Origin of the sequence: Mycobacterium sp. NAZ190054 (assembly GCF_001545925.1) — a bacterium.
GTDB lineage: Bacteria > Actinomycetota > Actinomycetes > Mycobacteriales > Mycobacteriaceae > Mycobacterium.
In genome coordinates, this window is the sequence record NZ_LMVQ01000036.1 from 1 (window position 1) to 15,651 (window position 15,651).

A 15,651-nucleotide genomic window follows, 5' to 3' on the forward strand; every position below is an offset into this window, starting at 1 on the left:
CAACGGCACCTGTTCCAGGAACGGCAGATGCGCTCGGTGACGTCGAACACCCGCGCCGACGCGCAGGCCTTCCTGGACTTCGCCGCCACGCACCGGCTGGAGGTCACCACGCCGCAGTATCCGCTGGACCGCGCCGACGAGGCGCTCGCCGACCTCGCCGACGGGCGGATCGCGGGTGCCGCGGTGCTGGTCGTGTGACCGCTCAGGACAGGTGCCACACCAGCGCGGCGGCCAGCGCTCCCAGGCCGTTCAACGACCAGTGCAGCGCGATCGGTGCGATCAGGCTCCCGCTGCGCCGCCGCAACCACGAGAACACGAAACCGGCGGCCGCGGTGGCCAACACCGCGCCGACGACACCGACGACCATGCCGAACATCCCGCCGCCCAGGATCCTGGTGAAGCCCACATTGCTCGCGGTCAGGCCCAGCGAGGTGGCGATGTGCCACAGCCCGAACAGCAGCGACCCGGCCGCGGCGACTCCGCGCCAGCCCCACGCGCGGTCCAGCGCACCGTGCAGCACGCCCCGGAACGCGAGCTCCTCGGGGATCACGGTCTGCAGCGGGATGATGATCATCGACGCGATCAGCGCCCCGGACAGCGTCGCGTAGTTGTTGTTCAGGAACATCGGCCGCGTCCACGGCAGCAGTGCTCCGATGGCGATGACCGTGCCGACCAGACCCACCGCGCCCAGCGCGTATCCGGCACCGGACTTCCAATGTTCACGGCCCAAGCCGAGTTCGGACCAGCCCAGGCCGCGGTACCGGATCAGCACCAGCAGTCCGACCGCGGCCGCGGGCACGACGGCGACGTTCGCCCACGGCGTGGTGAAGTGCGCCAGAAGGTTCGTCAGTGCCAGGACGACGACGACGACCGCGATGTCGACGTAGATCCGGAAGTGGTGCAGCGCCGCCAGCTGCGCAGCCACCGGGTGCGGCTCGACGGGGGCGGCGACAGCTTCGGACATAACTGCACCAGGGTACCGGTCATTCGTTGTCACCCCCGGTGGACGCGGTCGCGTCCGCGCCTGCCGTGCCGAATCCCGAATCCCGCGCCGCCGGCCACACCCAGTCCTTGACCTCGGGGATGTCGTCGCCGTAGGTGCGGGTGTACTCCCGCGCGGCGATGCGCTTGTCGGCCATCTGCTGGCGCAGGGTCGCGCACCGTGAGCCGAGCGACGGCACCCGGTCGATCACGTCCATCACCAGGTGGTAGCGGTCGAGGTCGTTGAGCATCACCATGTCGAACGGTGTGGTGGTGGTGCCCTCCTCCTTGTAGCCGCGCACGTGCAGGTGCGCGTGTCCGGCACGCCGGTAGGTGAGGCGGTGGATGAGCCAGGGATATCCGTGGTAGGCGAAGATGATCGGCCGGTCGGTGGTGAAGATCATGTCGAAGTCGCGGTCGGACAGCCCGTGCGGGTGCTCGGTGGAGTCCTGCAGGCGCATCAGGTCGACCACGTTGACGAACCGGACCTTCAGGTCGGGCAGGTGCTGACGCAGGATGTCGGCCGCGGCCAGCGCCTCCAGCGTCGGAATGTCCCCGGCGGAGGCGAGGACCACGTCGGGGTCGGTGCCCAGCTGCTCCGACCCCGCCCACTCCCAGATTCCGACACCGCGGATGCAGTGCGCGACCGCCTGCTCCATGGTCAGGAAGTTCGGGGACGGCTGCTTGCCCGCCACGACCACGTTGACGTACTGCCGCGACCGCAGGCAGTGGTCGTAGGTGGACAGCAACGTGTTGGCGTCCGGTGGCAGGTAGACGCGCACCACCTTGGCACTCTTGTTCACGACGTGGTCGATGAACCCGGGATCCTGGTGGGAGAACCCGTTGTGGTCCTGCCGCCACACGTGGCTGGACAGCAGATAGTTCAGGCTCGCGATGGGGCGTCGCCACGGGATGCCGTTGGTGACCTTCAGCCATTTGGCGTGCTGGTTGAGCATCGAGTCGACGATGTGGATGAACGCCTCGTAGCAGTTGAACAGCCCGTGCCTGCCGGTCAGCAGGTAGCCCTCCAGCCAGCCCTGGCACTGGTGCTCGGAGAGCATCTCGACGACCCGGCCCACCCGGGCCAGGTGTTCGTCGACCTCGGGACCGAAGAACTCCGCGTTCCACTGTTTGTCGGTGGCCTGGTAGACGGCCTGGAGCCGGTTGGACGCGGTCTCGTCGGGCCCGAAGATGCGGAAGTTGTCCGGGTTGAGCCGGATCACCTCGGTCAGCCACTGGCCGAGTATGCGGGTGGCCTCGGCGACGGCAGCGCCGGGCGCCGGGACGTCGACCGCGAACTCACGGAAATCGGGCAGCCGGAGGTCTTTGAGCAGCAGACCGCCGTTGGCGTGCGGGTTGTCGCTCATCCGCAGCAGGCCCTCGGGGGCCAGCGACGCGATGTCGGGCAGCAGTTTCCCGTCGTCGTCGAACAGTTCGTCGGCCCGGTAGGAGGCCAGCCAGTCGGCCAGCACCGCGAGGTGCTCGGGGGTGTCGCGGGCGCTGGCCAGCGGGACCTGGTGGGCCCGCCAGGACCCCGTGGTCTTCTTGCCGTCGATGGTGGCCGGACCGGTCCAGCCCTTGGGGGTGCGGAACACGATCATCGGCCAGACCGGCCGTGACTCGTCCCCGGCAGCCGCTCTGGCCTTGATGTCGGCGATCTCGTCGAGCACGTCGTCGAGCAGGGTCGCGAAGCGCCGGTGTGCGTCAGCACGTTCGCCGGCGCCGCCGCTGCCGGGATCGTCGGGCACCTCGAAGAAGTACGGGTGGTGTCCGTATCCGGTCAGCAGGCTGCGCAGTTCTTCGGTGGGGATGCGCGCCAGCACCGTCGGGTTGGCGATCTTGTACCCGTTGAGGTGCAGGATCGGCAGGACCACACCGTCCCGGGCGGCGTTGGCGAGTTTGTTGGAGTGCCAGCTGGTCGCCAGCGGGCCCGTCTCGGCCTCGCCGTCGCCGACCACCGCGGCCACCAGCAGGTCGGGGTTGTCGAACGCCGCCCCGTACGCGTGCGACAGCGCGTAACCCAGTTCACCGCCCTCGTGGATGGACCCGGGTGTCTCGGGGGCGACGTGCGACGGGATGCCGCCGGGGAAGGAGAACTGACGGAACAGCCGCCGCAGGCCCTCGTCGTCCTGGGTGATGTCGGAGTAGATCTCGCTGTAGGTGCCGTCGAGGTAGGCGTTCGCCACCAGGCCCGGCCCGCCGTGCCCCGGCCCGGTCACGTAGATGGTCGACTGGCCACGTTCGGAGATCACCCGGTTGAGGTGGGCGTACAGGAAGTTCAGCCCAGGCGTGGTACCCCAGTGTCCGAGCAGCCGCGGCTTCACGTCGTCGCGGGTCAGGGGAGTGCGCAGCAGCGGATTGTCGAGCAGATAGATCTGGCCCACCGACAGATAGTTGGCCGCCCGCCACCATTTGTCGATCCGGTCGATCTCCGCGTCGCTCAGCGACCGGCGTTCCACGGTCTTCCACGCGGCGCTCGGACGGTCCGCGGCTGTCGTCGTGGTAGTCATCTCTCCATCCAACTCAGCATCCGGGTGCGGTCAACTGGTACCCGATGGCGTGCGGGTTAATCTTTCGGCGTCGCTCTCCCCGCCTATCCAGCGAAAGGCACTCGCCTGATGCCCATCGATCCCAGGACACCGGTTCTCGTCGGCTACGGTCAGGTGAACCAACGTGACGAGGACCCCGGCGTCGAGCCGGTCGACCTGATGGTCGCGGCCGCCCGCGAGGCGGCCGACCCGCGGGTGCTCGAAGCGGCCGACGCGGTCCGCGTCGTGAACCTGCTGTCGTGGCATTACCGCGATCCGGGATTACTTCTGGCACAACGAATCCGGGCTGACAAGGCGAGCACCCGCTATACCGGCATCGGCGGTAACGTGCCCCAGACCCTGGTGAACCTGGCCTGTCTGGATATTCAGCAGGGCAGGGCCGACGTCGTGTTGATCGCCGGAGCGGAGACCTGGCGCACCCGCACCAGGTTGCGCGCTGCAGGTCGCAAACCGGACTGGACCAGGCAGGACGACTCGGTGCCGGTGCCGCCGGGCGCCGACGAGAGCGTGCCGATGGCGGGGCCTTCCGACCTCCGGATCCACCTCGACCGCCCGGCCTACGTCTATCCGATGTTCGAGCAGGCGGTCCGGATCGCCGCAGCGGAATCGCCCGACGAGCACCGCCGGCGCATCGGGCAGTTGTGGTCCCGGTTCTCCGCGGTGGCCGCGGACAACCCGCACGCCTGGAGCCGGGAGGCGCTGACGGCCGAGGAGATCTGGCAGCCGTCGCCGGCGAACCGGATGATCAGCTGGCCGTACACCAAGTTGATGAACTCCAACAACATGGTCGACCAGGGCGCGGTGTTGGTCCTGGCCTCGGCGGAGAAGGCACGGTATCTCCAGATTCCCACGGAGCGTTGGGTTTTCCCGTACGCCGGGGCGGACTCCCACGATACCTACGCCATCGCCGAACGCGCCGAGTTCCACACCTCGCCGGCCATCCGCATCGCGGGACGACGGGCGCTGGAACTGGCCGGCGCCGGTGTCGACGACATCGACCTGATCGACGTGTACTCGTGTTTCCCGTCGGCCGTCCAGGTCGCCGCCAAGGAGCTGGGCCTGCCGATCGGCGATCCCGCCCGGCCGCTGACCGTCACCGGCGGCCTGACGTTCGCGGGCGGACCGTGGAACAACTACGTCACCCACTCCATCGCGACGATGGCCGCGCAGCTGGTGGCCGAGCCCGGCCGCCGCGGGCTGATCACCGCGAACGGCGGCTACCTGACCAAACACAGCTTCGGCGTGTACGGCACCGAACCTCCGTCCCACGAATTCCGTTGGGAGGACGTCCAATCCGAGGTCGATCAGCAGCCGACCCGCACCGCGGCGGTGGAGTGGTCGGGGATCGGCACCGTCGAGTCCTGGACCACCCCGGTGAACCGCGACGGAGCACCCGAGAAGGCGTTCCTCGCCGTCCGGACGCCCGAGGACGCCCGCGCCCTCGCGGTGATCGCCGACCCCGGGGGCGCCGAGGTGACGGTGCGTGAGGACATCGCCGGCGCGGCGGTCCGGGTGCACCCGGACGGCACGGCCTCGCTGGAGTAGCCCGCCCCGGTCAGGGCGCGCCGGCGGGCACGTCGGTGTACTGCGGGGAGTAGGTGTCGGCGGAGAACGTGAAGCCCTTGCCGCTGAGCTCGGACAGACACGAGATCCCCACGGACTCTTGGACGTTGCACCGGAACCCGGCCGCGGCCAGGATCCGGTTGAACGGCAGCACGGTCCCGGGACCCGGGTCCGGGCCGAAGGCCGGCTCCTCGAGCGCGACGAACGCCGGATCGGCGGTGCGGTCCACCACGATCGCGTTCGGAACGGTCGGTTCGCCGTCCGCGCCGGGGACCTCCTCGGGAGCGGCGGTGACCCCGATCCGCGCGGAGTTCTGCGCGTTCTGGCAGCCGGCGCGCACACGCGGCACGATCGCGCACTCCCACCGTCCGCTCGGCGAGGTGAAGTAGTAGCCGGTCTGCCCGTCGACCCGGGCGACGAAATCGTGCGCGTCGGCCAGATGGGCGTTGCTCGGTCGGGTGGTGGTCGGCGCGGGTGGCGCGGCCGGCGCCGGCGGCCGAGAGCCGTCCTCGGTGTTGACCACCGTGGGGCCCGAGCAGGCGACGCCCGCGACCACCAGCGCCGGCAGAGTGAGGTAGATCAAGGCATGCATGTCGAGGGCAAGCCTGCCATGCCCGCCATGCCCGATGGGTCAGGCCGCGACGGTGCCTGCCTGCTCGGCGGGCACCAGCGCCTGCGCGACGATCTCGGCGACGTCGGTCATCGGCCTGACGTCCAGCGTCTCCAGCACGTCGGCCGGAACGTCGTCGAGGTCGGCCTCGTTGCGCTGCGGGATGAACACCGTCGACAATCCGGCCCGCTGCGCGGCGAGCAGCTTCTGTTTCACCCCGCCGATCGGCAGCACCCGCCCGTTCAGCGTGACCTCGCCGGTCATGCCGACATCGGCACGCACCTGCCGCCCGGTGGCCATCGAGACCAGCGCGGTCACCATGGTCACGCCGGCCGACGGACCGTCCTTGGGCACCGCGCCCGCCGGGACGTGCACGTGGATGCGGCGGTCGAGCGTCTCGGGGTCGACACCGAGTGCACTGGCGTGCGACCGGACGTAGGACAACGCGATCTGCGCCGACTCCTTCATCACGTCGCCCAGCTGACCGGTCAGCTGCAACCCGGATTCGCCGTCGGTGGCGCCGGCCTCGATGTAGAGCACGTCGCCGCCCAGGCCGGTGACGGCCAGTCCGGTCGCGACGCCGGGCACCGCCGTGCGCTCGGCCGACTCCGGCATGAACCGCGGACGGCCCAGGTACTCGACGAGATCCGGCTCATCGATGGTGAGGCTCGTGATTCCGTCTCCGGCCAGTTTCGTGGTCACCTTCCGCAGCGCCTTGGCCAGCAGCCGTTCGAACTGGCGCACGCCCGGCTCGCGGGTGTAGTCCGCGGCGATCTTGCGCAACGCCGCATCGGTCACGGTGACCTCCTCGGCGGTCAGCGCCGCCCGCTCGGACTGCCGCGGGAGCAGATAGTCCCGTGCGATCGCGACCTTGTCGTCCTCGGTGTAGCCGTCGATCGTGACCAGTTCCATGCGGTCCAGCAGTGCCGACGGGATGTTCTCGATCACGTTGGCGGTGGCCAGGAACACGACGTCGGACAGGTCCAGATCGAGGTCGAGGTAGTGGTCGCGGAACGTGTGGTTCTGCGCCGGGTCCAGCACCTCGAGCAGCGCGGCCGCCGGGTCACCGCGGTAATCCGAGCCGACCTTGTCGATCTCGTCCAGCAGCACAACGGGATTCATCGACCCCGCTTCGCCGATGGCACGCACGATCCGGCCGGGCAGGGCGCCGACGTAGGTGCGCCGGTGGCCTCGGATCTCGGCCTCGTCGCGCACACCGCCGAGCGCCACCCGGACGAACTTGCGGCCCAGCGCGCGGGCGACGGACTCGCCCAGCGACGTCTTGCCGTCGTGGGCCTCGGCCAGCACCCATTTCGCCGCGACCACGGCGGGCACGGACTCGTCGAGATCGATGACCCCGCCCCAGATCTCGGGGTGCTCGAGTGCCAGTGTGCGGCCCAGACCCCACAGCACCGCCTGGGCCGGGTTGGCCCGGTCCCCCGCCTCGACCGGCTGCGCGTTCCGCGTCAGCAGGAACAGCTTCGGGGCCTCGGCGGGATCCGACGCGAGGCCCGCCGCGGTGGTGGCGATGACGCGGCCGGTCTCGAAGATCTCGTAGCCGAGCTCGTCGCCGCCGGTCGGGGCGTACAGCACGTGCGTGGCGCCGCTGAGGTCGTGACCGTCGCCGGTGGCCACAGGACGGCCGAGCGCCCGCCCCATCTCCGCGGCGAGCGCGTCGTCGCCGACCACCAGCCAGCTGACCTCCGAAACGCCAGCCGAATCCTCCCGTGGGGCGAGCGCTTTGACGGGCCAGATCAGTTCACAGAACCACTGCGGTGGCACCGTGCTGTCGGCGGGCAACGCGCCGGGACGCGCCACCGAGCCGCGCCGCAGCGGGCGGACGTCGACCCAGTGCCGCCCCCGGTGCCACGGTGTGGTGGGCAGCACGACCTGCGGCTCGGCGCCGTGTGGGGTGCGCGGCGGACGCGACGTGTGCGTGGCGTTCACGTTCGCGTGGAAGATCACCGTGTCGTCGCCGTCGCGGGCCAGCGTGCCGATCGTGCGGTGATCGGGCACGTCGGCCAAGGTGTCGGCGATCGCCTGCCCCAGCGTCGAGTGCGGGCTGATCTCGATGAACGTGCCGTGGTCGGCCGCGGCGGCTTCGATGGCCTGGCTGAACCTGACCGGTTGGCGCACGTTGGCCACCCAGTAGTCGGCGTCCAGCGTCGGAGCGTCCCACGCCTCGGTGACCGTCGACAGGAACGGCAGCGCCGCGATGTTCGGCTCGACGCCGGCCAGTGCGGCGCGGATGTCGGGCAGCACCGGGTCCATCAGCGCGGTGTGGGACGCGACGACCATGTTCACCCGGCGGGCGAACGTGTTCCGGGCGGTGACCGCGGCGATGACGGCGTCGACCTGCTCGGGCAGCCCGGCCACCACGGTCTGGCGCGGTGACAGGTACCCGGCGATCTCGACGCTGGGATGGCCGGCGATCAGCGCGATGGTCGCGTCAGCGTCGAGGTTGAGCAGCGCGACGGCGCCCTGGCCGGCCAGCCGGGACATGATCGAGGACCGGGCGGCGATCACCTTCAGGCCGTCGGCCAGGCTCAACGCCCCGGCCACCACGGCCGCGGTCACCTCACCCATCGAATGCCCGATCACCGCATCCGGATGCACCCCGTGCGACCGCCACAGCTCGGTCAGCGCCAACTGCAGACCCATCAGCACCGGCTGCACCTGCGCATCACCGCTCACCGGCTCACCGCCGGAGATGACGTCGTGCAGCGAGAAACCGACCTGCTCGACGAACACCGGTTCGATCTCGGCCAGCGCCTGCGCGAACGCCGGCTCGTCGGCCAGCAACCGCCGCGCCATACCCGGCCACTGCGAACCCTGACCCGAGTACACGAACACCGTGCCCGGCTTGCGTGCCGCCGTCAGCGGGGCCACCACACCGGGTGCGCTCTGCCCGCCGGCCAGTGCGAGCAGCCCGGCGATGGCCTGGTCGCGGTCGCGGGCAGCGACCGAGGCGAATTTGTTGTGGCGGGTGCGGTGGTGGTTGAGCGTGTGCGCGATCTCGGCCAGCGGCACCTCGGCCCCGTCACCGGCCATCCAGTCGGCCAGCATCTGCGCCTGCGACGCGATGCGCTCGGGCGTCTTGCCCGACACCACCAGCGTGGTCACCGCCGCCGGCTCGTCACCGGGCGCCGGCGGCAGCACCGGGGCCTGCTCGATGACCACGTGGGCGTTGGTCCCGCCGAACCCGAACGACGACACGCCCGCCCGGCGCGGCCGGCCCGCGGGAGCCCAGTCGGTGTGCTCGGCGACCACCTTCAGGCGCAGCTTCTCGAACGGGATGTGCGGGTTCGGGTTCTCATACCCGAGGTTGGCCGGGATCGTGTTGTGCTGCAACGCAAGGACCGCCTTGGCGAACCCGGCGATGCCCGCGGCGGCCTCCAGGTGACCGAGGTTGGACTTGACCGCACCGAGCAGCAGCGGCGCATCCGCGGGGCGGCCCTTGCCGAGCACCGTGCCCAGTGCGCGGGCCTCGATCGGATCGCCGAGCAGCGTGCCGGTGCCGTGCGCCTCGACGTAGTCCACCTCACGCGGATCCACCCCGGCCGCCGCGTAAGCCGAACGCAGCACCGCCATCTGCGCCGACGGGTTCGGCGCCATCAGGCCGTTGGAGCGGCCGTCCTGGTTCACCGCCGAGCCGCGGATGACCGCGAGCACCCGGTCACCGTCGCGCAGCGCGTCGGAGAGCCGCTTGAGCACCGCCACCCCGCAGCCCTCGCCCCGCACGAAACCGTCGGCGGCGGCGTCGAACGCATGACACCGGCCGGTCGGCGACATCGCCTCGGCCTGATCGAAGCTGCGCGTCGGCGCCGGCGACAGCAGCAGGTTCACCCCGGCGGCCAGCGCGAGCTCCGAGTCGCCGGAGCGCAGGCTCTGGCAGGCCAGGTGGATCGCCACCAGCGACGACGAGCACGCGGTGTCCACGGTGACCGACGGGCCGCGCAGGTCGAAGTAGTACGACACCCGGTTGGCGATGATGCTCAGCGCACCACCGGTGCTGAACCAGGCGTCGACGCCGCTCAGGTCTGTCGACCCCAGTTGGGCGTAGTCCGCGGCGCTCGCGCCGGCGAACACCCCGGTCTGCGTCTCGGCCAGCGAGTCCGCCGCGATGCCGGCGTTCTCCAGCGCCTCGTGGGTGACCTCCAGCAGCAGCCGCTGCTGGGGGTCCATCCGGGTGGCCTCGCGCGGGATGATCTCGAAGAACTCGGCGTCGAACGCGTCCAGGTCACGCAGGAACGCGCCCCACTTCGTGGTGCCCGCCAGCGCGGCGGCGCCCTCGGGGCTGCCGTCGTCGAACCACGACCAGCGGTCCTCGGGCACCTCCCGCACCGAGGAGCGGCCCTCCATCAGGAACCGCCAGTACGCGTCGGGTCCGGAGATGTTCCCGTCGAGATCGTCGCCGCCGGGCAGTCGCAGGCCCAGTCCGATCACCGCGATCGGCTCATCCGCCGACGCCGACCGGACGGCGCCGGGGGCCGGGTCGACGGGCTCGACCTCACCGCCGGTCAGGAACTTGGCGAGCGCGTCCACGGTCGGGTACTGCCAGAAGTCGACGGGAGACACGGTGCGCCCCAGATGCTCGGACAGCACCCCGGTGAGGACCACCGCGTCGCGGGACCCGACGCCGAGGTCGTGCATCGAGGCGCCGCGTTCGATGTGCTCCGGACTGCAACCGTTGTTCGTGACCAGGTAGTCGATCAACCAGCGCCGAACAGCAGCCTCGTCGAAGGCAGAGGTCATGTAGTGGCGTCCAGACGGCTGAACTTGTCATTGCGGTACAGCTCGACGCAGGACGCGCGGCGCACCTTACCGCTGGTGGTCAGCGGCAGCGAACCCGGTGCGACCAGCGCGAAGTCGGCCAGCCGCACGCTGTGCGTCATCGAGATCGCCGAGGTGACCTGCTGTTTGACGGACTCCAGCACCGATTCGTCGACCTGCTTCTTCAGCTCGGCGATCACCACCAGCTTCTCGGTGGCCTCGTCGGGCACCGAGATCGCCGCGACGCGGCCGCCGGTGAACTCGGCCACGGTGGCCTCGATGTCGTCGGGATAGTGGTTGCGCCCGTCGACGATCAGCAGGTCCTTGATACGGCCGATGATGTAGAGCTCGTCGTCGAACATCACACCCAGGTCGCCGGTGCGCAGCCACGGCCCCTTCGGGGTGCCCGCGCTCGGCTCGGCCAGCTGCGCGGCGAACAGCTCGCTCAGTTTCGGGTTGTGCCAGTAGCCGGCGGCCACGTGCTCGCCGTGCAGCCACACCTCGCCGATCTTGCCCGCCGGGTTCTCCGCCAGGGTGTCCGGGTCGACCACGCGCACCGTCGTCGACCGCGGTGTGCCGCAGCCGATCAGCTCGGCGCCGCTGTCATCGTCGCAGCGTTCGGCGTGGCCGGCGGCCAGCTTCTCGTAGTCGAACCGCACCGCGGTCGGTGGCCGGCCACCCGCCGAGGCGACCACGTACACGGTGGCCTCGGCCAGACCGTAGGACGGGCGCATCGCCGAGCCGGGCAGGCCGAACGCGGCGAACCGCTCGTTGAACCGCCGCACGGTGGCCCCGTGCACGCGCTCGGCGCCGTTGATCATCACGACGACGGTGCTGAGGTCCTTGCCGGCGAGATCCTCGTCCTTGGTGCGCTTGACGGCGAGCTCGAACGCGAAGTTCGGCGCCGCGGTGAACGCGCTCGGGTGCGAGCCGAGCTGCTGCATCCAGCGGGCCGGCTTCTGCATGAACGCCACCGGGCTCATCAGCACCGCGGGACGGCCCAGCATCATCGGGATGAACACGCCGACGATGAGTCCCATGTCGTGGTAGAAGGGCAGCCACGACACGATCGTGGTGTCGTCCGGGGCGCCGTCGGGATGGTTCTCGTAGTAGTCGGTGAGCAGCTGCTCGAGGTTGGCCACGACGTTCTTGTGGGTGACCACGACACCGGCCGGCTGCCGGGTGGAGCCGGAGGTGTACTGCAGATAGGCGGTCTTCGGCAACGCGGTGTGCGGCGCCGCCTTGGCCGGCGAGTCGAAGTCCAGCGTGTCGATCTCGAGGAACTTCGGGGGCCGCTGCTTCGGGTCGGCCTGCCCGTATCGGCGCACGTCGTCGACCACCGCCGAGGTGGTCAGCACCACCACCGGTGTGGAGTCCTTCATCGCGCCGGTGACCCGCTCGTCGTGGTGCCGGGTCTGCGGCATCGACAGCGGCACCGCGATGAACCCGGCCTGGATGGCGCCGAGGAAACCGACGATGTACTCCAGGCTCTGCGGGGCGAGGATCACGGCGCGGTCGCCCGGCGAGCCGATCTTGGCCAGCTTCTCGGCGACGATCTGCGCGCGCTCGTGCACCTCCGACCACGTCAGGCTCTCCGAGACGCCCGCCGGGTCGGCTTCGTAGTCGACGAAGGTGTACGCGATGTCGTCGGGTTGCTGCTGCGCGCGGCCGGCGAGGACCGCGGGGATGGTGGCTTCAGACAACGCCATCGGTACATCCTTTCAATCGTCTCCCGACATGGTCTCGTGCATCGGGGCAATCAGGGAAATCAGTTCTCAACGCTGTCGAACAGCGAGTCGAGCAAACTGTCGCCCGAGTCGTCGGCGACGTCGTCGTCGCCGCCGGTGTCGGGCTGCAGCCGGGAGGCCAGATAGCCGGCGAACGACGCGATCGTCGGATGGTTGAACAGCATCGTCGCCGACAACTCCAGCCCGACCAGCCGTTCCGCCTCCCGCCGGATCGACATCGCCATCACCGAGTTCAGACCCATCTCGGCGAAGGGCCGGTCGGTGTGGACGTCGCTCTCGGGCAGCCGCAACTCGGTCGCCAGGATGGTCCGCAGCCCGTCCTGAAGTTCCGAGTACAGCTCGTCGGGCGTCATCGCCGCCCAGTCCCGCGTCGGCGCGGCCCGGTGGGCGTCGGAGGTGACGGCCGCGGCGTCCTCGGCCGACTGCATCGGGGCCATCACGACCTGTGCGACGTCGAACCGGGTGACGAAATCCCATGCCGCGAACGCCTCGGTGGGCACCACGGGACGCGACCCGACGCGCTCCAGCTCGGAGATCACGACCTGCGCCTCACTGCCGAAGCCGAGACCCTGCCACGCGACCCAGTCCAGGCTGACGGTGTTGTCGCCCCTGCTGTGCCGTGACCGCGCCAACGCGTCGAGGTACGCGTTACCGGCCGCATACGCGCCCTGCCCCGGGATGCCGAACACCGCGCCGGCCGACGCGGCCAGGTACAGGAAGTCCAGGCTGCCGACGGGGAAGACCTCGTCGAGCACGGTCGCGCCGGCGATCTTCGGCCACACCGTGCGGTGCACGCGATCGGTCTCGATCTCGGTGAGCAGCTGCGCCTCCGTCATGCCCGCGGCGTGGATGACGCCACGGATCGGCGGTGCGCCGTCCGCGTCGCGCTTCTCGAGCATCGCGGACACCGCGTCACGGGAGGCGATGTCGACGGCCACGGTGTCCACGGACACTCCGCGCAGCTCCAGCGCGCGGATCGCGGCGATCCTGCGCCGGCTGTCGGCGTCGATGGCGTCGTCGTCCCACTGCCGGCGGGGCGGCAGCGCGGTGCGGCCTGCCAGGACGACGCGGCGGGCACCGCGATCGGCCAGCCAGTCGGCCATCAGCAGGCCGAGGACACCCAGACCGCCGGTGATCAGGTACGCCGCGTCGGGCCGGCACCGCAGCGTCTCGCGCACCGGGGCGTCGTCGATCTCGGCCAGCACCGAGGTGCGGACCTGTCCGTCGCGCAGCACTGCGACGGACTTCACCGGTGTGGTCAGCAGCGCGGCGAACGACGCCGCCGACGCGGCCGGGTCCTCGCCCGGAAGGTCGACGAGGCCGCCCCACAACTGAGGCTGCTCGGCGCCGACGACTCCGGCCAGACCCCACAGGCTGCTCTGCCGCACTGCGGCGGAGGTGGCGGACTCGTGCACCCCGTGGGTGAGGATCCACAGCGTGGCCGGGTTGCGCGGCTCACGGTCGGCGAGCGTGCCGACCAGGCCCGCCACCTCGGTGGTCAGCCGGACGGAGACGTCCTGATCGCTGCCGGCGTCGCCGGGCTCGGCCACGTAGACGACGAACCGGGCGTCGGCCACGTCGGCTTCGGCGTGCCCGTCGGCCGCGAGCGCCTCACGCACCGCGCGGGCCGTCTCGCCGTCGCCGACCACCGCGACCGGACCGGTGCCCGGCTGGGCCTCGGTGTCGGGCGTCCAGGGCTGCCAGTCCAGCCGGTGCGCGACGCGCTTCGGGTCTGCGGCGGTCGATGCGGCGACCGACTCGATCTCGACGGGCGTGTAGCGCAGCCCGTCGATCCGGGCGTACGGCGCACCGTCTTCGGCGGTGACCGCGATGTCGACGAGGAGGTCGTCGCCGTCGCGTCCGCGGCTGCGTGCCGCGACGACGCCGCGGACACCGGCCGCCACCTCCTCGAAGCGGACGCTGCCGGCCGCGGACGGCACCATCAGACCCGGACTCGAGGAGTCGACGAGCCGTCCCAGGTTGACCGCGGCGTCGAGCATGCCCGGCAGCGAGCCGGCGGCCAGGTCGACCACGGTGCGCAGCTCCCCCGGCCTCGCGTCGTGCGACGCGACGGTCCACGGGTAGGCCAAACCCTCGATGCCCCAGGCGTTGTGGAGTTCGGCCAGCGCCGACGGGTCGTACGCCGAGGACGTTTCCGCGGCGGCCGGGGACGCGCCGGACGGGACCTGATGGGCGACCCGCGCCGTGACGTGCCGGATCCAGCGCTGCGGCGCGGCGTCGTCGTCGCTTCCCGCGGTCGCCGACGAGATCGTGATCATGTCCCCGTCGCTGAAGACCTGCACCAGCCGCGGTCCGTCGACGGTGATCGGGAAGTCGAACCGGACGTCGGTCACCGCGGACGCCCCGGAGCGGGATGCGGCCAGCGACAGCGTCTGCAGCAGCACCGACAGCGGGACGATCTCGACGCCGGCGAATTTGTGCGGGTTCGGATACGGCCTGGCCTGCGGCGCGAGCCTGGCCTGCCACAGATGTCCCGGCTGCGACCCGGCGACGGCGGTGTGCGACCCGAGCACGGTGCCCGGGGCCGGCGCCGACGCGCCGGACGGTGCCTGCTTGCGGATCGCCCAGTGGTGGGTGTGGTGCCACGGCGTCGTCGGCAGCGCGACGTGCGGCTCACCGCGGTGCGGGGTCTCCGGCGGATGAGTGGTGGACGTCGCGTTCAGCGCGGTGTGGAACGTCAGCGTGTCGTCGGCGTCGCGGGTGAGGGTGCCGAGGCTGACATGACTCGCCGACGCCAGTGTGTCGTCGATCGCGTACGTCAGGATCGGGTTCGCGCTGACTTCGATGAACGTGCCGATCTCCTGCGCGGCGGCTTCGACGGCACGCCGGAACTGGACCGGCTGGCGCACGTTGGCCACCCAGTAGTCGGCATCGAGGGTCGGTTCGCCGTCCGGCTCGGTGACCGTCGACAGGAACGGCAGGTTGGGTGTGCGCGGTGTCAGCCCGGCCAGCGCGTCCCGCAGGTCGGGCAGCACCGGGTCCATCAGCGCGGTGTGGGACGCGACCTCCATGTTCACCCGGCGGGCGAACCTGTCCTGGGCGGTGACCGCGGCGATGACCGCGTCGACCTGCTCGGGCAGCCCGGCCACCACGGTCTGGCGCGGTGAGACGTAGCCGGCGATCTCGACGCTCGGATAGTCCGCGACGAACGTGGCCGCGGCCTCGGGGTCGAGTTCGACGAGTGCGACGGCGCCCTGGCCGGCCAGCCGGGACATGATCGAGGACCGGGCGGCGATCACCTTCAGGCCGTCGGCCAGGCTCAACGCCCCGGCGACAACAGCCGCGGTCACCTCACCCATCGAATGCCCGATCACCGCATCCGGATGCACCCCGTGCGACCGCCACAGCTCGGTCAGCGCCAACTGCAGACCCATCAGCACCGGCTGCACCTGCGCATCACCGCTCA

Annotated in this window: 7 protein-coding genes and 1 pseudogene; 2 read left to right on the top strand and 6 right to left on the bottom strand. The window is 70.8% G+C overall.

Annotation, left to right across the window (positions count from 1 at the left end):
• Window positions 1–198 (top strand): annotated as a pseudogene (locus ASJ79_RS03845) (alcohol dehydrogenase); the annotation flags it as partial.
• A 4-nt stretch (window positions 199–202) separates the two neighbouring features.
• Here the strand turns inward: ASJ79_RS03845 and ASJ79_RS03850 are convergent.
• The gene (locus ASJ79_RS03850; RefSeq protein ID WP_067953366.1) at window positions 203–964 is read right to left on the bottom strand and encodes a CPBP family intramembrane glutamic endopeptidase; all 762 of its coding nucleotides are present in this window, start codon (window positions 962–964) and stop codon (window positions 203–205) included.
• Between the two features lie 19 nt (window positions 965–983).
• Window positions 984–3,491, bottom strand: a complete 2,508-nt coding sequence (locus ASJ79_RS03855; protein ID WP_067953368.1) for a phosphoketolase — start codon at window positions 3,489–3,491, stop codon at window positions 984–986.
• 108 nt (window positions 3,492–3,599) lie between these two features.
• Here ASJ79_RS03855 and ASJ79_RS03860 point away from each other — a divergent pair, with 108 nt between their 5' ends.
• Entirely contained in the window at window positions 3,600–5,075 is a 1,476-nt protein-coding gene (locus ASJ79_RS03860; RefSeq protein WP_067953371.1) for an acetyl-CoA acetyltransferase, read from the top strand.
• Between the two features lie 10 nt (window positions 5,076–5,085).
• On the opposite strand, the gene ASJ79_RS03865 is transcribed toward ASJ79_RS03860, so the two are convergent.
• From ASJ79_RS03865 to ASJ79_RS03880, 4 genes are all read right to left on the bottom strand, one after another.
• Complete coding sequence (locus tag ASJ79_RS03865; RefSeq protein ID WP_067953373.1) at window positions 5,086–5,685, bottom strand: hypothetical protein; 600 nt, start codon at window positions 5,683–5,685, stop codon at window positions 5,086–5,088.
• 39 nt (window positions 5,686–5,724) lie between these two features.
• Entirely contained in the window at window positions 5,725–10,458 is a 4,734-nt protein-coding gene (locus tag ASJ79_RS03870) for a type I polyketide synthase (RefSeq protein ID WP_082753651.1), read from the bottom strand.
• The gene (locus ASJ79_RS03875) at window positions 10,455–12,185 is read right to left on the bottom strand and encodes an AMP-binding protein (protein ID WP_067953375.1); all 1,731 of its coding nucleotides are present in this window, start codon (window positions 12,183–12,185) and stop codon (window positions 10,455–10,457) included. Before ASJ79_RS03875 ends, ASJ79_RS03870 begins: the two co-directional genes overlap by 4 nt.
• Before the next feature lie 59 nt (window positions 12,186–12,244).
• Window positions 12,245–15,651, bottom strand: a 3,407-nt coding sequence (locus tag ASJ79_RS03880; protein WP_156448266.1) for a type I polyketide synthase, incomplete at its 5' end; no start/stop codon positions are given.